General features: G+C 40.2%; 11 protein-coding genes, 1 tRNA gene and 3 rRNA genes. 10 read left to right on the plus strand and 5 right to left on the minus strand.

The features are described from left to right. Window positions 1–42: 42 nt before the first annotated feature. A complete protein-coding gene (recA, locus tag DQN24_RS02250) occupies window positions 43–1,107 on the minus strand; it encodes a recombinase RecA (protein ID WP_021034531.1) in 1,065 nt (354 codons plus the stop codon). A 371-nt stretch (window positions 1,108–1,478) separates the two neighbouring features. Between recA and tfoX the strand changes: the two genes are divergently transcribed. The 7 genes from tfoX (at window position 1,479) to DQN24_RS02285 (ending at window position 8,833) form a co-directional block, all read left to right on the plus strand. Further along, the gene (tfoX, locus tag DQN24_RS02255; protein WP_080228090.1) at window positions 1,479–2,132 is read left to right on the plus strand and encodes a DNA transformation protein TfoX; all 654 of its coding nucleotides are present in this window, start codon (window positions 1,479–1,481) and stop codon (window positions 2,130–2,132) included. A gap of 294 nt (window positions 2,133–2,426) precedes the next feature. Next, window positions 2,427–3,965 (plus strand): 16S ribosomal RNA (locus DQN24_RS02260). Window positions 3,966–4,095: 130 nt separating this feature from the next. Beyond that, window positions 4,096–4,171: transfer RNA gene (locus DQN24_RS02265), tRNA-Glu, on the plus strand. A 270-nt stretch (window positions 4,172–4,441) separates the two neighbouring features. Next, window positions 4,442–7,340: ribosomal RNA gene (locus tag DQN24_RS02270) — 23S ribosomal RNA — on the plus strand. Window positions 7,341–7,538: 198 nt separating this feature from the next. Continuing rightward, window positions 7,539–7,654, plus strand: a 5S ribosomal RNA gene (gene rrf, locus DQN24_RS02275). Together the 16S, 23S and 5S rRNA genes with 1 tRNA gene alongside form the textbook arrangement of a ribosomal RNA operon. 174 nt (window positions 7,655–7,828) lie before the next feature. Next, the gene (yihI, locus tag DQN24_RS02280; protein WP_021034487.1) at window positions 7,829–8,389 is read left to right on the plus strand and encodes a Der GTPase-activating protein YihI; all 561 of its coding nucleotides are present in this window, start codon (window positions 7,829–7,831) and stop codon (window positions 8,387–8,389) included. A gap of 3 nt (window positions 8,390–8,392) precedes the next feature. Then, the gene (locus DQN24_RS02285; RefSeq protein WP_111695330.1) at window positions 8,393–8,833 is read left to right on the plus strand and encodes a DUF2489 domain-containing protein; all 441 of its coding nucleotides are present in this window, start codon (window positions 8,393–8,395) and stop codon (window positions 8,831–8,833) included. A gap of 56 nt (window positions 8,834–8,889) precedes the next feature. Here DQN24_RS02285 and DQN24_RS02290 read toward each other — a convergent pair whose 3' ends face one another. The 3 genes from DQN24_RS02290 to lptM all read right to left on the minus strand — a co-directional run bounded on the left by DQN24_RS02290 (window position 8,890) and on the right by lptM (window position 11,133). Further along, a complete protein-coding gene (locus DQN24_RS02290) occupies window positions 8,890–9,516 on the minus strand; it encodes a response regulator (protein WP_021034485.1) in 627 nt (208 codons plus the stop codon). Between the two features lie 204 nt (window positions 9,517–9,720). Further along, the gene (gene lysA, locus DQN24_RS02295; RefSeq protein ID WP_111695331.1) at window positions 9,721–10,968 is read right to left on the minus strand and encodes a diaminopimelate decarboxylase; all 1,248 of its coding nucleotides are present in this window, start codon (window positions 10,966–10,968) and stop codon (window positions 9,721–9,723) included. Window positions 10,969–11,016: 48 nt separating this feature from the next. Continuing rightward, window positions 11,017–11,133 carry an LPS translocon maturation chaperone LptM gene (gene lptM, locus DQN24_RS09065; protein WP_021034483.1) on the minus strand — a complete coding sequence of 39 codons (117 nt, stop codon included), beginning with the start codon at window positions 11,131–11,133 and terminating at the stop codon, window positions 11,017–11,019. A gap of 96 nt (window positions 11,134–11,229) precedes the next feature. Between lptM and cyaY the strand changes: the two genes are divergently transcribed. The 3 genes from cyaY (at window position 11,230) to proS (ending at window position 15,199) form a co-directional block, all read left to right on the plus strand. After that, on the plus strand, window positions 11,230–11,535 hold the full coding sequence (gene cyaY, locus DQN24_RS02300; RefSeq protein ID WP_021034482.1) for an iron donor protein CyaY: 306 nt from the start codon (window positions 11,230–11,232) through the stop codon (window positions 11,533–11,535). A gap of 1 nt (window position 11,536) precedes the next feature. Beyond that, window positions 11,537–13,384 (plus strand): DNA helicase RecQ, encoded by a 1,848-nt coding sequence (gene recQ / locus DQN24_RS02305; protein ID WP_021034481.1) that lies wholly within the window; start codon window positions 11,537–11,539, stop codon window positions 13,382–13,384. Window positions 13,385–13,480: 96 nt separating this feature from the next. After that, window positions 13,481–15,199, plus strand: coding sequence for a proline--tRNA ligase (gene proS, locus DQN24_RS02310; RefSeq protein ID WP_111695332.1), 1,719 nt, complete (start codon window positions 13,481–13,483; stop codon window positions 15,197–15,199). Window positions 15,200–15,286: 87 nt separating this feature from the next. Here proS and lptD read toward each other — a convergent pair whose 3' ends face one another. Continuing rightward, window positions 15,287–17,632, minus strand: a complete 2,346-nt coding sequence (gene lptD / locus DQN24_RS02315; RefSeq protein ID WP_111695333.1) for an LPS assembly protein LptD — start codon at window positions 17,630–17,632, stop codon at window positions 15,287–15,289. Between the last annotated feature and the right edge of the window lie 60 nt (window positions 17,633–17,692).

Below are 17,692 nucleotides of genomic sequence, written 5' to 3' on the forward strand. Positions count from 1 at the left end.
TGCGGTCATTTTTAACCGCACTTTTGGCATTTGTAATTTTCTTTATTCAAAATCACTTTCTAATTCAGTATTATTTTCAGATTGTTCAATATCCGCCATTAAGGCTTGTTCTGGATTAGCTACTAATTCAGCACGTAAACGAGCTTCTAATTCATCTGATTTTTCTATATTTTCGTTAAGCCATTTCATTGAATTAGCCTTTCCTTGACCAATTTTTTCGCCATTATAGGAATACCACGCACCTGATTTTTCTACAAGTTTGTGTTTTACCCCAAGTTCTAATAATTCACCTGCTTTTGAAATGCCTTCTCCATAGAGAATTTGGAAATCCACTTGGCGGAATGGAGCTGCTAGTTTGTTTTTTACTACTTTTACGCGAGTTTCATTTCCTATAATATTTTCCCCGTCTTTTACAGAACCTGTACGGCGAATATCTAAGCGAACGGATGAATAGAATTTTAATGCATTACCGCCTGTGGTAGTTTCAGGATTACCAAACATTACACCTATTTTCATACGGATTTGGTTAATAAACACAACTAGACAGTTTGCATTTTTAATTTGACCTGTGAGTTTACGCAAAGCTTGAGACATTAAACGCGCTTGCAGACCCATATGAGAATCCCCCATATCGCCTTCAATTTCAGCTTTTGGTGTCAGTGCGGCAACGGAGTCCACAATAATTACATCAATTGCACCAGAACGAACTAATGCATCACATATTTCAAGTGCTTGTTCTCCATTATCTGGTTGAGAAACAAAAAGTTCTTTTACATCTACACCAAGTTTTGCTGCATAAATAGGGTCAAGTGCGTGTTCTGCATCAATAAATGCACAGGTTTTTCCTGCTTTTTGCGCTTGAGCAATGACGGAAAGAGTTAATGTTGTTTTACCAGATGATTCAGGTCCGAATATTTCTACAATTCGACCCATAGGTAAACCACCAATTCCCAGTGCAACATCTAAGCCAAGTGATCCGGTAGAAATAGATTCTACATCCAACGTTTTAGTATCGCCTAATTTCATAATTGAGCCTTTACCAAATTGTTTTTCTATTTGCCCTAATGCAGCCGCTAGTGCTTTTTGTTTTTCTTCTTGAGTTGCCATAATTAAATTCCTGTTTGAATGTCCAATTTTTTATGATTATATCTGTATTGATGTACAGATCAAGAAAAATATTTATATTAATAAAAAATATGGGGTATACATTCTAGTAAAAAAGGTGGGTTAGTCTAAAAATTAAAATTTTGATAGAATAATTAGATCAAATTATGTACAATTTTTAATCGCAAAAAAAGTTTTAAATATAGTATATTTATATATAAACCAATCGTTTACATAAAAATAAATTTCAAATTTACGATCTGCTTCACAAATCTGAGATTTATATTTAGGTGTAGTAAAAACTTCATGATATAAATGAAATCAGAAGTACTTCTACTGATTCTTTTAAAATAATTATTCATTGGAGGTTATATATGAATATAAAGGATGGGCATATAGATAAAGTTTGCTCTTTGCTAGACCTGTTAGTAGGAAATGTTACCTTTAAAAATCTTTTTACTGGTTACGGTTTGTTTCACAAGGAAGAGACAATGTTTGCCATCTGGCAAAATAAAAAGCTTTATTTACGAGGTGAAGATGAGCTTGCAACTCAATTAATAAAATTAGGTTGTGAACCTTTTACAACGAATGAATTGAATAAACGGTTTGTGCTTTCACAATATTATGCACTTACTGAACAGGTTTTACGTAATAATATGTTATGTAGAAAATTGATTATTCTTTCTATTAAACAGATTATTGAGCAGAAGCTAGAATATACGTTAAGAAAGTTAAATCGATTAAAGGATTTACCCAATTTAACGATTAAACACGAAAGAGCTTTAATAAAAGTTGGTATTACAGATGTTGTGATGCTAAGAGAAATTGGTGCAGAAAATGCATTGGTGGAATTAAAGAAAAATGGCAGTGGTGCTACGCTTGATTTTTATTGGAAGTTAGTATGTGCTTTGCAAAATAAAAATAGTCAGATGTTAAGTCAAGCTGAAAAAGAGCGTTTATTGAAGAAATTAAACGAAGTTTTGAGAAAAAATGGCTTGAAAGGCTATAGAAAATTAGATGATGAATAAAATTTGCTCATTCAAATAAATTTTTGTAAAAAGTACTTGCAAGGGATTTGAAAATCCCTATAATGCACCGCACACAACGACGCACTGTTGTGAAGTTTTTAAGTTTCCAAGTGCGTCGTTCTTTTTTGCTCTTTAACAATATATCAGACAATTTGTGTGGGCACTTGTTGATTGACTTGTTTTAAAAATATTTTTTAATTTTGAAGTCTTAATAGGTGCTTAACTGAAAATTCATAATTACTTTTTTAAGTAGTGTTTATTTATAGCTAAGCAGTATATTGAGCGATTGAACTTGAATTGAAGAGTTTGATCATGGCTCAGATTGAACGCTGGCGGCAGGCTTAACACATGCAAGTCGAACGGTAGCAGGAGGAAGCTTGCTTTCTTGCTGACGAGTGGCGGACGGGTGAGTAATGCTTGGGAATCTGGCTTATGGAGGGGGATAACGACGGGAAACTGTCGCTAATACCGCGTAGTGTCGAGAGACGAAAGGGTGGGACTTTTAGCCACCTGCCATAGGATGAGCCCAAGTGGGATTAGGTAGTTGGTGGGGTAAAGGCTCACCAAGCCTGCGATCTCTAGCTGGTCTGAGAGGATGACCAGCCACACTGGAACTGAGACACGGTCCAGACTCCTACGGGAGGCAGCAGTGGGGAATATTGCGCAATGGGGGGAACCCTGACGCAGCCATGCCGCGTGAATGAAGAAGGCCTTCGGGTTGTAAAGTTCTTTCGGTATTGAGGAAGGTTGATGTGTTAATAGTACATCAAATTGACGTTAAATACAGAAGAAGCACCGGCTAACTCCGTGCCAGCAGCCGCGGTAATACGGAGGGTGCGAGCGTTAATCGGAATAACTGGGCGTAAAGGGCACGCAGGCGGTTATTTAAGTGAGGTGTGAAAGCCCCGGGCTTAACCTGGGAATTGCATTTCAGACTGGGTAACTAGAGTACTTTAGGGAGGGGTAGAATTCCACGTGTAGCGGTGAAATGCGTAGAGATGTGGAGGAATACCGAAGGCGAAGGCAGCCCCTTGGGAATGTACTGACGCTCATGTGCGAAAGCGTGGGGAGCAAACAGGATTAGATACCCTGGTAGTCCACGCTGTAAACGCTGTCGATTTGGGGGTTGGGGTTTAACTCTGGCGCCCGTAGCTAACGTGATAAATCGACCGCCTGGGGAGTACGGCCGCAAGGTTAAAACTCAAATGAATTGACGGGGGCCCGCACAAGCGGTGGAGCATGTGGTTTAATTCGATGCAACGCGAAGAACCTTACCTACTCTTGACATCCTAAGAAGTTTGCAGAGATGCGAATGTGCCTTCGGGAACTTAGAGACAGGTGCTGCATGGCTGTCGTCAGCTCGTGTTGTGAAATGTTGGGTTAAGTCCCGCAACGAGCGCAACCCTTATCCTTTGTTGCCAGCGATACGGTCGGGAACTCAAAGGAGACTGCCAGTGATAAACTGGAGGAAGGTGGGGATGACGTCAAGTCATCATGGCCCTTACGAGTAGGGCTACACACGTGCTACAATGGCGTATACAGAGGGAAGCGAAGCTGCGAGGTGGAGCGAATCTCATAAAGTACGTCTAAGTCCGGATTGGAGTCTGCAACTCGACTCCATGAAGTCGGAATCGCTAGTAATCGCGAATCAGAATGTCGCGGTGAATACGTTCCCGGGCCTTGTACACACCGCCCGTCACACCATGGGAGTGGGTTGTACCAGAAGTAGATAGCTTAACCTTTAGGAGGGCGTTTACCACGGTATGATTCATGACTGGGGTGAAGTCGTAACAAGGTAACCGTAGGGGAACCTGCGGTTGGATCACCTCCTTACAGAAGACGAGAGACAGCGAGTGCTCACACAGATTGGCTGATAGTTGTAGACAAGATTAAAAGCGAAGCGAAAGTAACGTTGAAAATAAACGTTAAAAGATAAAAAGAAGATAGAGTATCTTTAATTGATGTCCCCATCGTCTAGAGGCCTAGGACATCGCCCTTTCACGGCGGTAACCGGGGTTCGAATCCCCGTGGGGACGCCAATTAAAGATAACTTTGTTAGATTATCTTGTTGTTCTTTAAAAAATTGGAAACAAGCTGAAAACAAGAGATTTTCGAGAGAAAGTCTGAGTAGGCAAGACAGGAAAGTGAGAGGAGGGAACTGAGAAGGAAACTCTAAAAACAAAACCTGTTTTGCATAAAATCTTGATTGAACAAAAGCAATCAAGTGTTTAGTTGAATGAAAATACGCATCAAATTGACCGTACTTTGAAGTGAAAACTTAAAGTGATTGAAAACATTTGAGGTTGTATAGTTAAGTGACTAAGCGTACAAGGTGGATGCCTTGGCAATCAGAGGCGAAGAAGGACGTGCTAATCTGCGAAAAGCTTGGATGAGTCGATAAGAGGCGTTTAATCCAAGATATCCGAATGGGGAAACCCAGTAGATGAAGAATCTACTATCAACAAGTGAATACATAGTTTGTTGAGGCAAACCGGGAGAACTGAAACATCTAAGTACCCCGAGGAAAAGAAATCAACCGAGATTTCGTCAGTAGCGGCGAGCGAAAGCGAAAGAGCCAGTAAGTGATAACAGTATGGTTAGGAGAATGTGTTGGGAAGCACAATCAAAGAGGGTGATAATCCCGTATCTAAAAACCATATTGTGGTACTAAGCTAACGAGAAGTAGGGCGGGACACGTGATATCCTGTTTGAAGAAGGGGGGACCATCCTCCAAGGCTAAATACTCCTGATTGACCGATAGTGAACCAGTACTGTGAAGGAAAGGCGAAAAGAACCCCGGTGAGGGGAGTGAAATAGAACCTGAAACCTTGTACGTACAAGCAGTGGGAGCCCGAAAGGGTGACTGCGTACCTTTTGTATAATGGGTCAGCGACTTATATTTTGTAGCGAGGTTAACCGAATAGGGGAGCCGAAGGGAAACCGAGTCTTAACTGGGCGAATAGTTGCAAGGTATAGACCCGAAACCCGGTGATCTAGCCATGGGCAGGTTGAAGGTTGGGTAACACTAACTGGAGGACCGAACCGACTAATGTTGAAAAATTAGCGGATGACTTGTGGCTGGGGGTGAAAGGCCAATCAAACCGGGAGATAGCTGGTTCTCCCCGAAATCTATTTAGGTAGAGCCTTGAGGTGACACCTTTGGGGGTAGAGCACTGTTTCGGCTAGGGGTCCATCCCGGATTACCAACCCGATGCAAACTACGAATACCAAAGAGTGATACTCAGGAGACACACGGCGGGTGCTAACGTCCGTCGTGGAGAGGGAAACAACCCAGACCGCCAGCTAAGGTCCCCAAGTCTATATTAAGTGGGAAACGAAGTGGGAAGGCTTAGACAGCTAGGATGTTGGCTTAGAAGCAGCCATCATTTAAAGAAAGCGTAATAGCTCACTAGTCGAGTCGGCCTGCGCGGAAGATGTAACGGGGCTGAAATATAGCACCGAAGCTGCGGCATCAGGCGAAAGTCTGTTGGGTAGGGGAGCGTTCTGTAAGCGGATGAAGGTTAATCGAGAGGTTAGCTGGACGTATCAGAAGTGCGAATGCTGACATAAGTAACGATAAAACGGGTGAAAAACCCGTTCGCCGGAAGACCAAGGGTTCCTGTCCAACGTTAATCGGGGCAGGGTGAGTCGGCCCCTAAGGCGAGGCTGAAAAGCGTAGTCGATGGGAAACAGGTTAATATTCCTGTACTTGGTAAAGCTGCGATGTGGGGACGGAGTAGGTTAGGTTATCGCACTGTTGGATATGTGCGTTTAAGTTGGTAGGTGGGAAGTTTAGGCAAATCCGGGCTTCTATTAAACACTGAGAGATGATGACGAGGCTCTACGGAGCTGAAGTAACTGATACCACACTTCCAGGAAAAGCCACTAAGCGACAGGCTTTACTAAACCGTACTGAAAACCGACACAGGTGGTCAGGTAGAGAATACTCAGGCGCTTGAGAGAACTCGGGTGAAGGAACTAGGCAAAATAGCACCGTAACTTCGGGAGAAGGTGCGCCGGCGTAGATTGTAGAGATTTACTCTCGAAGGTTGAACCGGTCGAAGTGACCCGCTGGCTGCAACTGTTTATTAAAAACACAGCACTCTGCAAACACGAAAGTGGAGGTATAGGGTGTGATGCCTGCCCGGTGCTGGAAGGTTAATTGATGGTGTAATCGCAAGAGAAGCACCTGATCGAAGCCCCAGTAAACGGCGGCCGTAACTATAACGGTCCTAAGGTAGCGAAATTCCTTGTCGGGTAAGTTCCGACCTGCACGAATGGCATAATGATGGCCAGGCTGTCTCCACCCGAGACTCAGTGAAATTGAAATCGCCGTGAAGATGCGGTGTACCCGCGGCTAGACGGAAAGACCCCGTGAACCTTTACTATAGCTTGACACTGAACATTGAATTTTGATGTGTAGGATAGGTGGGAGACTAAGAAGTAGTCACGCCAGTGATTATGGAGTCATCCTTGAAATACCACCCTTTAACGTTTGATGTTCTAACGAAGATTGCGGAACGCGGTCTCGGACAGTGTCTGGTGGGTAGTTTGACTGGGGCGGTCTCCTCCCAAAGCGTAACGGAGGAGCACGAAGGTTTGCTAATCACGGTCGGACATCGTGAGGTTAGTGCAATGGTATAAGCAAGCTTAACTGCGAGACAGACAAGTCGAGCAGGTACGAAAGTAGGTCATAGTGATCCGGTGGTTCTGAATGGAAGGGCCATCGCTCAACGGATAAAAGGTACTCCGGGGATAACAGGCTGATACCGCCCAAGAGTTCATATCGACGGCGGTGTTTGGCACCTCGATGTCGGCTCATCACATCCTGGGGCTGAAGTGGGTCCCAAGGGTATGGCTGTTCGCCATTTAAAGTGGTACGCGAGCTGGGTTTAGAACGTCGTGAGACAGTTCGGTCCCTATCTGCCGTGGGCGTAGGAGAATTGGTTGGGGCTGCTCCTAGTACGAGAGGACCGGAGTGGACGCACCACTGGTGTTCCGGTTGTGTCGCCAGACGCATTGCCGGGTAGCTAAGTGCGGAAGAGATAAGTGCTGAAAGCATCTAAGCACGAAACTTGCCAAGAGATGAGTTCTCCCTGTCTTTAAGACAGTAAGGGTTGTTTAAGACGAAGACGTAGATAGGTCTGGTGTGTAAGTGATGTGAGTCATTGAGCTAACAGATACTAATTGCCCGAGAGGCTTAACTATACAACGCTCAAGTGTTTTTGAGAAAAGAGCGAAAGAGAAGAGTAGACAAACAACTTAAATATAGAAGACTTAATAGAAAGGAAAAATAGAAAGAAAATCGAGTTCAGCTTGTTGCCGATAAGAAGAAGAGAGACGAAAAGCGAAAAAAGTGAAGTCGTAAAAGAGAAGAAACAAAGAGAGAAGTTATTAAAGAATTATCCCGGCGGCGATAGTGCGGTGGAACCACCTGAGACCATACCGAACTCAGAAGTGAAACGCTGTAATGCCGATGGTAGTGTGGGGTTTCCCCATGTGAGAGTAGGGCACCGCCGGGTTATCAAATAAAAATCTAAATCACATAAAAAAAGAAGAACCCCAGTCGAAAGGCTGGGGTTTTTGTTTTTATAAATTGATGTCTTAGTTAGGTAATCTGAGATAAAGTTTGTGTTTGTTAGTGAGAAAAATACGCACTAGTGATACAATCTACAAAATTTTTAGAAGGATACCTTATGGCTCGTAAGAAAAAAACGCGCAAAATTAGTGATATTATGCCAATCCGCAAAGCGGATAAAAAACCGGAAATGCCGAAATTGCGTTCGGGTAAAAAACTCACACGTTATGAATTAGATGCGAAAGCGCGTGAAGATAAGAAAAAACGTAAGCATAAAGGTTTAGCTTCAGGATCTCGTCATAGTGCGGTTGAAGAAAAAGCGAATAAACTTCAAAATGAAATTAAAGATCCAAAAATTGGTAGTAAGAAAAAGATACCGTTGGTTGTTGAATTTATTAATAAGCCTGAAAAAGGTCAATTAATTCCTGTAATAAAACAGGCGAAAAAACAAGATCCAATGAAAGAGCTTGAAAATCTGGAAAATAATGAAATTCTTAATGAATTATTGGATGCTTTAGATGCAGGTAAAGCTATTAGTAAAGCAGATCAACAATTTGTAGATGAATGCTTAGATAGAATTTCTGAATTAATGGAAGAACTTGGCATTGAAGACGAAGATGAAAGTGAAGATGATTTATACCGCACTTTCGAGCGTATCGATATTAATCAATTTAGGTAATCTATGATTTGGATATTTTTTGTCATTGTACTTTTCTTGGTAACTGAATTGACTCTATATGCAATCCGTTTATTAAAGCAGTTAAAAGTTCAAAAGGAATTGATTGCTAAAGCTAAGAATAATCGGGTTATACGATTAAAAGAGAGTATTGATATTATTGCTCGTGCAATGCAGTCTGGAGAATGTAATCTTTCTGAAGGCGTAATTCGTCTTACAATGCTATTAATGCCTTTTGGTAAGAATTTATCTACTTATCCTGCGATGGCCAACTTATATGAAGTTGTGCGTGATATGCCTACACATGATGATCGTAAATTGCTTGAAAAAAGAGAAAGAATGCGTCTGGATTTAGAGCGAGAAAGTGCAGAAGCACAGTTTGAAAAAGATATTAAACAAGAATTGTATATTTTATTAGAAGATATTAAATCTATTGAGCTAATTTAAATATTGTAATTTAAAAAATGCGCTAACTTTTCTTAGCGCATTTTTTATGATTATTTTTAACGATTTTGTTCAAAAAATAATACCGTTGCAGCAACACGAGAATGAACATTTAATTTACGTAATAAATTACGGATATGTACTTTTACGGTTTCTTCTGAAATAAACAGTTGTGCTGCAATTTGTTTATTTGATAGACCCGTCGCAATTTGACGAAGTACGCCCATTTCACGATCCGTTAGGCTGTCTAATGGATTTTCTTCATGAGTGCGTTCTAACAATAAATTTTTAATAGAATCACTCAGAATGACTTCGCCTTGTGCAATACGCTTGATTTGCTCTAGCAATGTATCTGGTTCCGTATCTTTTAATAAATAACCATCTGCACCAGCATCAATTAAAGTATAAATATCATTTTTTGCATCAGACACTGTTAAAATTAAGATGCGTGCATCAACGCCTTCTGTGCGTAATCCTTTGAGTGTATCTAACCCAGAAAGTCCTTTCATGTTGAGATCTAAAATGATCACATCAGGTGATGTTTGTAACGCCACTGAAATCCCTTCTGTGCCGCTGCTTACGTCAGCCACCACTTCAAAGTTATCGTCTAATTCTACAAGTTGTTTAATGCCACGACGCATTAACGGATGGTCGTCAATCAATAAAACTTTTAGTTTATCTTGCATAATTTCTCCTTTAGTGGTTAGAAGTCCACTTTAAAAAGCGTGACATTTTATAAAGAATTCAATTCTATGCCAATCTAGAATAGAAAAAAATTTGATTTATCTCACAAACTTACTATTTGAGGTAGGTTTATTGATGGATAAAAATAGAAAAGTGCGGTAGAAAAATAGATAATTTTTTACCGCTCTTTTTTAAGATAAGAAATATTAAATGGTCGATTCCAATGCCCAAAGTTCCTGTAAGGTTTCTCGGCGACGAATTAGATAGGATTGATCTCCATCTACTAAAACTTCTGCAGTGCGAGGTCTTGAGTTATAGTTTGATGACATACTTGTGCCATAGGCACCAGCAGAACATTGAGCAATATAATCCCCTTCGGCAATTGAAAGCTCACGTTGTTTTCCTAAGAAATCTGATGTTTCACAAACAGGCCCTACAACATCATAAATCGCTTTTTCTCTTGCTAAAGTGCGGTCAATTTCTACGATGTTCATATAAGCCTCATACAATGCAGGGCGGATCATATCGTTCATTCCTGTGTCGGTAATCGCGAAATTACGACTTTCATTGCTTTTTAAGTATTGTACTTTTGCTACTAGAATCCCTGCATTTGCAGAAATTGCTCTACCTGGTTCAAGAATAATTTCAAGTTCAGGATAATTTTTTAGTTTTTCTAATAACGCATTTGCGTAATCGCTTGGATGCGGAGGCGTTTCATCCGTATAAGTTACGCCTAAACCACCGCCCAGATCGAGATGTTTTAATGTAATTCCATCCTCTTTTAATTGTTTCATTAGGACAATTAAGCGATCTGTGGCATCTAAAAATGGTTGTAATTCAGTGAGCTGTGAGCCTATGTGGCAATCCATCCCTGTTATTTTTATGTTTGGCAGCGTTGAGGCTAATTTATATACTTCTCGGGCTTCATCTACACTTACGCCAAATTTATTTTCCTTTAATCCTGTTGAAATATAAGGGTGTGTATGCGCATCAACATCTGGATTTACACGTAAAGAAATAGGTGAGATTTTACCCATTTCTCCCGCGATTTGGTTAATGTGCTTGAGTTCAGAAACTGATTCCACATTAAAGCAACGGATTCCAACTTCTAATGCGCGCATAATTTCTTCTCGAGATTTCGCAACGCCAGAAAAGACCACTTTTGACGCATCGCCACCTGCTGCCAGTACACGCTCAAGTTCGCCTTGCGAGACAATATCGAAACCTGAACCAAGTTTTGCCATAATATTTAACACGCCAATATTTGAGCAAGATTTCACGGCAAAACAAATTAGGTGAGGGTGCTTACCGAAAGCAGAGTCAAAAGCGTGCCAATGACGTTCAAGTGTTGCCCGAGAATATACATAGAGAGGCGTGCCAAATTGTTCAGCAAGTTGTTGAACTGGAATATCTTCGGCATAAAGTTTGTTGTGTTTATATTGGAAAAAATTCATGTTGTGTGCCTGTTTTAGTTATTTTTGGAATTATCATTGGATAATAGATTATTGAGTTTGTTGAGCTTGATCTTTTTCAGGAAAATATAAAGAACCTTTTACGCCACATCCTGTAGCTAATATGCACACTGAACTAAGTACTAAAATTAATAGTAATTTTTTCATTTTTTCTTTCTCACTTATCGGTAAATCCGCCTTTCACAAGCTTGAGAAAGGCTTTATAATTTGTCGCATTCTATCAGATTTAAACAGGAAAATTTTATGAATATTGCAGAATTTCACCAAAATATAGAACAAATTTGGCAAAAAATTGAAGAAGAATTGGAAAATCAAGGTGCAGATGTAGATTGCGAAACGCAAGGTTCTGTATTTACAATCACTTTTGATAATCACACTAAAATAGTGATTAACAAACAAGAACCACTGCTTGAGCTTTGGATTGCAAGTAAATTAGGCGGTTTCCATTTTGCATTTAAAAATGGCGAATGGGTGTCTAATGACGGACAACGTTTTTGGGATTGTTTCGTTGAAGCCTGTGCTGCACATGGCGAGAACGTGCAGTTCTAAAATGCAGGATTCTCCTTTACCATCAAAAACAATAGAAAAACCGACCGCACTTTCTGTTTTGAAATCGGTTTTTGGTTATCAATCTTTCCGTAAAGGGCAGGAAGAAGTCATCAATGCTGCTTTAAACGGACAAGATGCTTTGGTGGTAATGGCAACAGGGAATGGCAAATCGCTTTGTTATCAAATTCCCGCCCTTTGTTTTGAGGGTTTAACGTTAGTGATTTCTCCACTAATTTCCTTGATGAAAGATCAAGTGGATCAGCTGCAAGCTAATGGCATTGAGGCGGATTTTCTTAATTCTAGTCAGACTTTAGAACAGCAGCAACAAGTACAAAATAAGCTTATTTCTGGGCAACTTAAACTGCTTTATGTGTCGCCAGAAAAAGTGATGACGAACAGTTTCTTTCAACTTATTTCTTATAGTAAAGTCAGCTTTATTGCAATTGATGAAGCACACTGTATTTCTCAATGGGGGCATGATTTTCGCCCTGAATATACCCAGCTTGGCGGTTTAAAAGCGAGTTTCCCTGATGCGCCGATTATGGCACTTACGGCAACGGCAGATTACGCAACTCGACAAGATATTTTGAGTCATCTTAATCTGGAAAATCCGCATAAATATATTGGTAGTTTTGATCGACCAAACATTCGTTATACCTTGGAAGAAAAATATAAACCAATGGAGCAATTGACACGTTTTGTGTTGGCTCAAAAGGGCAAGAGTGGGATTATTTATTGCAACAGTCGAAACAAGGTTGAACGAATTGCGGAAAGTTTACGCAATAAAGGTGTCTCTGCCACAGCTTATCACGCGGGAATGGAAACGGCACGGCGTGATCGTGTGCAACAGGATTTTCAGCGTGATAATGTGCAAGTAGTCGTCGCAACTATTGCTTTTGGAATGGGGATTAATAAATCCAATGTACGGTTTGTTGCCCATTTTGATTTACCTCGTAGCATTGAATCTTATTATCAAGAAACAGGTCGGGCAGGACGTGATGATTTGCCTGCTGAGGCGGTTTTGTTTTATGAACCAGCGGATTACGCTTGGTTACAAAAAATTCTTTTAAAAAAACCAGAAACGCCACAGCGTCAGATTGAACAGCATAAATTAGAAGCTATTGGAGAATTTGCAGAAAGCCAGACTTGTCGCCGTTTAGTGCTTCTCAATTATTTTGGCGAGCATCGACAAACAGTATGTAATAACTGTGATATATGCCTTGATCCTCCTAAAAAATATGATGGATTAGTCGATGCGCAAAAAGTAATGTCTACCATTTATCGAGTGGGGCAATGTTTCGGTGCTCATTATGTGATAGCGGTGTTGCGTGGAATGCATAATCAGAAAATTATTGAACGCCAACACGATAAACTTTCAGTGTATGGTATCGGAAAAGATAAAAGCAAAGAGCATTGGCAGTCTGTCATTCGTCAGCTTATTCATTTGGGTTTTGTGCAACAGGTCATCAGTGAACTAAATCCAACGTTGCAGCTTACCGAAAGTGCGAAAGTGATTTTGAAAGGCGAAGAAGAGTTAGAATTGGCAATGCCTCGTATTTCTTCAATCAGTAAAATTGTCCATAATCCACAACGTCAAGGTGTTGCAAATTATGATAAGGATTTATTTGCACGCCTGCGTTTCTTACGCAAACAAATTGCCGATAAAGAAAATATTCCGCCATACATTGTCTTTAATGATGCGACGTTGCAAGAAATGGCACAATATATGCCAACGAACAATATTGAAATGTTGCAAATTAATGGCGTGGGTTCAATTAAATTAGAACGCTTTGGGCTGCCTTTTATTAAACTTATTCAAGAACATAAGGCAATTTTGGCGAATGCGTAAAATAATGACTAAGTGTTAAAAGTGCGGTTAAAAATGACCGCACTTTTTGTTATACTTGCGCCAATTTTTTCAGTTCTTAGAATTTAAGGTTAAACAATGCGTACAAGTCAATATTTATTCTCCACCCTTAAAGAAACGCCAAATGATGCTCAGGTCGTGAGCCACCAATTAATGTTGCGTGCAGGTATGATTCGCCCAATGGCATCAGGTTTATATAACTGGTTGCCGACGGGTATTCGCGTATTGAAAAAAGTAGAAAAGATTATTCGTGAAGAGATGAACAAAGGTGGTGCAATTGAGGTATTAATGCCTGTGGTACAACCTGCGGAATTATGGGAAGAGTCTGGTCGTTGGGAGCAATATGGCCCTGAGCTTCTTCGTTTTGAAGACCGCGGAAACCGTAACTTTGTACTTGGGCCAACTCACGAAGAAGTGATTACAGATTTAGTCCGCCGAGAAGTTTCTTCATACAAACAACTCCCACTTAACTTATATCAAATTCAAACGAAATTCCGTGATGAAGTGCGCCCTCGTTTTGGTGTAATGCGTTCGCGTGAATTTATTATGAAAGATGCGTATTCATTTCACACGACACAAGAAAGTTTGCAAGCAACCTATGATGTGATGTATCAAGTGTACAGTAACATTTTTAACCGTTTAGGCTTAGATTTCCGTGCGGTGCAAGCGGATACAGGTTCAATCGGGGGTTCAGCTTCTCACGAATTCCAAGTGTTAGCTTCAAGCGGGGAAGATGATGTTGTGTTCTCAACGGAATCGGATTTTGCTGCGAATATTGAGCTTGCAGAAGCAATTGCTATAGGCGAACGCCAAGCTCCAACCGCTGAAATGTGTTTAGTTGATACACCAAATGCGAAAACTATTGCGGAGTTGGTGGAGCAATTCAATTTACCAATCGAGAAAACCGTAAAAACTTTGATTGTGAAAGGTGCAGACGAAAATCAACCACTTGTTGCGTTGATTATTCGCGGCGACCATGAATTAAACGAAATCAAAGCACAAAAACACCCGTTAGTGGCAGATCCCCTTGAGTTTGCGGACGAAACTGAAATCAAAGCGAAAATTGGTGCGGGTGTTGGTTCTTTAGGCCCTGTGAATTTAAATATTCCAGCAATTATTGACCGCACTGTGGCGTTAATGTCTGATTTTAGTTGTGGCGCGAATATCGATGGAAAGCATTATTTCAATGTAAACTGGGTACGCGATGTAGCAATGCCTGAAGTATTTGATTTACGTAACGTAGTGGAAGGTGATCCAAGTCCAGATGGTAAAGGCACGCTTCAAATCAAACGTGGTATTGAAGTGGGGCATATTTTCCAACTGGGTAAAAAATACTCTGAAGCGATGAAAGCGACCGTTCAAGGCGAAGATGGTAAACCTCTTGTGATGACGATGGGTTGCTACGGTATTGGTGTAACTCGTGTGGTGGCTTCAGCGATTGAACAGCATCATGATGATCGCGGTATTATTTGGCCTTCAAATGAAATTGCACCATTCACTGTGGCGATTGTGCCAATGAACATGCACAAATCTGAAGCCGTGCAAAAATACGCTGAAGAACTTTACCGCACTTTACAATCGCAAGGCGTAGATGTGATTTTTGATGATCGTAAAGAACGCCCAGGCGTGATGTTTGCAGACATGGAACTTATCGGTATACCGCATATGGTGGTAATCGGTGAGAAAAACCTAGACAACGGTGAAATTGAATATAAGAATCGTCGTACTGGTGAAAAAGAAATGATTAGTAAAGATAAATTGCTCAGTGTTTTAAACGAAAAGTTAGGTAATCTCTAATCAGTATTTTATTTTGTATATTGTGACAAAAGAGCGGTTAAAAATAGCCGCTCTTTTTGTTGATCTAACGTTTATATTGAATAATGTTTAATCCAAACTAAATGCTCGAATATAAGGTAGCTTTCCTTTTTCTAACATCTCTTGAATACCGCTTTGATGGTCATTGCTGCCTAACCCCCTTAATTCTAGGGTTATGCCAATGCTATTATCATAAACAATTTCATTACGTGTTTGGTTTTGGTGGTTTGTGACATTGCGTTTTACACCAACACTTGCAGCCCAACAGCAACTGTTATATTGAACGCCTAGATATTGTTCTACTGGTTTTTGTAAGGCGAGATCTTGATAATAGCGTCCTACTACAGCCCAATTATTGGCAATTTCCCAGCCTACAACTAATCCCACTTGTTGGATATCTTGTTGATAGGCGTTAGCCGATTTACCCAAGTTTTGGTCAATATATTCTTGGTTAGAGTATCGATAATTTAACTGAATTAAATTATTTTTTTCAGGATTATATTCTAGTGATGTATTCGCTAATGATGTTGAATTGGTATGGGTATCAAATTGATAGCTACCACGCCAATGCCATTTATCACTAATTTTCCAATTAGATTCTAATGCCCAAGCAGATGATGAAGTCGGGGTTTTATTTGCTGGGTTTTCATCAATACGAGAATTACTTAAGTAATAAATTTGACCGGCTGATAAATTAAAGCGTTCTTCGCCATCAATATCATAAAAATGCGTTGTACCACCCAAGGTAACTTGATTCGCCGATGAAATTCGGTCTAAACCACTATAACGGTGATCGCGGAATAGCGAATAGTAATCTTGTTGTACTAATGCTGAGTCGTAACCAAATCCTAAATATTCATTATTAAGTGTTGAACCAATATTGCTTTGATTTCGGTAAGGACGATATAAATACTGTACGTGCGGTTCAAAAGTTTGTGTATAGTCTTTTAAGAACTTTGTACGCACTAATACGCTTTGTAAATCAACTTTAAATTGTGGAATAACTCGATTTACAGTTTTTTGTACGTCCTCTGCATTTTTTCCTGAACCTTTTTTCTGCTCGTAGCGAGTCGCATAAAGTTTCGTTTCAATATTCAAACTGCCGTATTTATTTGACATTAAAGAATTTAGGCTAGGCTCTGCATGGAAACGCCATGCAGTTGGCATCAATTCACTGTCATTATCAAAACGAACTGCTTGTGAATGTAATTTGAAATTTAACCATCCATTCGCCAAATCATATTTGTGATAGTTGAAATCTAATTGTGGTACTGCACGGTAAGGGCCGATTTTTACAATATCATCAAAAATTTGGAACTGACGTGCAGAAAGAGAAAAATTATAATTGGGTTGGTAATAGGCTATACGAGCATATTGGTTCGCATAACCATCTGTACTGCGTCCATAAATAGAATCAAAATCGTTGAAATAACGTTTATCGCTTACTCGGGTGTAATCAATATTTAGACGCCAATTTTGTAAAAAGCTAGAATTGTGATTCCAATAGAACAAATGACGTTTTCGATTATCACTAGCATATTCAGAGTAACGATCGCCACCTAGATATTCGCCCGCCACTTTACCTTCGCCAATAGAGGTTAAATAGCGAAATTCCCCATTTGCTTGCCAACCACGGCGAGACATATATTTTGGGGTAAAAGTAAGATCGTAATTAGGTGCGATATTCCAATAAATGGGTTGTGCATACCAAAGGCCATCTCGGCTAGATGTCCCCAAACTTGGAATCAATAAGCCAGAACGACGACGATCTCCAATGGGTAATTGTAAGTAAGGGGTATAAAAGACGGGAACGCCATGCACTTTGAAACGAGCATGCCACATTTCAGCATATTCTTCTTTCACGTATTGACGGATTTCTGACGCATCTACTGCCCAAGCATTGTCGCCGTGCAAACAGGACGTAAAGGTGGCATTTTTCATTACTCGATAATTATTACTTAGCGTTATATTATCAGCTTTGCCACGTCCTTGACGGCCGACAAATTCATATTCTGAATTTGTTAAATTACCATCGTGACTATCTAAATTAAATTCCGCATCTTTACCCAACATATTGATCTGATTATCTTTATAATCAAATCCATTGCGGACATAAGCCATACGCAAAGGCGTTGGCTGGTTTCCAGATTGTTTTACCTGCACAGATTGTGCTAACAAATGGCGATTGCCTTGTTTCAAATCTACATTACCTTGATAGGTAGCATCATTTGGCTGATTAATTTCTGCATTATCCGCTTCAATATATACAGGCAGAGAATTCACATCACCCGTCACGACTTCACCTCTAAATTTTGGCACGCCCATTAAACATTGTTCATGCAAATCCGCCAAACTTTGTTGGCTATAAAGTGCGGTCAAAATAGCAAGTGAAATTAAAGTGTGTTTTTTATTCATCGTCTTGTTTTAATTTGTCAGAAAATTGGTCAGATTATACTGGAAAAAGCGCAAGGCGAG

Source organism: Haemophilus influenzae (genome assembly GCF_900475755.1).
In the GTDB taxonomy this organism is placed as follows: domain Bacteria; phylum Pseudomonadota; class Gammaproteobacteria; order Enterobacterales; family Pasteurellaceae; genus Haemophilus; species Haemophilus influenzae_D.

Coding starts and splice junctions, on each gene's coding strand:
- tfoX (WP_080228090.1), top strand. CDS start 1,479: ATGAATATAAAGGATGGGCATATAGATAAAGTTTGCTCTTTGCTAGAC.
- proS (WP_111695332.1), top strand. CDS start 13,481: ATGCGTACAAGTCAATATTTATTCTCCACCCTTAAAGAAACGCCAAAT.
- yihI (WP_021034487.1), top strand. CDS start 7,829: ATGGCTCGTAAGAAAAAAACGCGCAAAATTAGTGATATTATGCCAATC.
- cyaY (WP_021034482.1), top strand. CDS start 11,230: ATGAATATTGCAGAATTTCACCAAAATATAGAACAAATTTGGCAAAAA.
- lptD (WP_111695333.1), bottom strand. CDS start 17,632: ATGAATAAAAAACACACTTTAATTTCACTTGCTATTTTGACCGCACTT.
- lptM (WP_021034483.1), bottom strand. CDS start 11,133: ATGAAAAAATTACTATTAATTTTAGTACTTAGTTCAGTGTGCATATTA.
- DQN24_RS02290 (WP_021034485.1), bottom strand. CDS start 9,516: ATGCAAGATAAACTAAAAGTTTTATTGATTGACGACCATCCGTTAATG.
- recA (WP_021034531.1), bottom strand. CDS start 1,107: ATGGCAACTCAAGAAGAAAAACAAAAAGCACTAGCGGCTGCATTAGGG.
- DQN24_RS02285 (WP_111695330.1), top strand. CDS start 8,393: ATGATTTGGATATTTTTTGTCATTGTACTTTTCTTGGTAACTGAATTG.
- recQ (WP_021034481.1), top strand. CDS start 11,537: ATGCAGGATTCTCCTTTACCATCAAAAACAATAGAAAAACCGACCGCA.
- lysA (WP_111695331.1), bottom strand. CDS start 10,968: ATGAATTTTTTCCAATATAAACACAACAAACTTTATGCCGAAGATATT.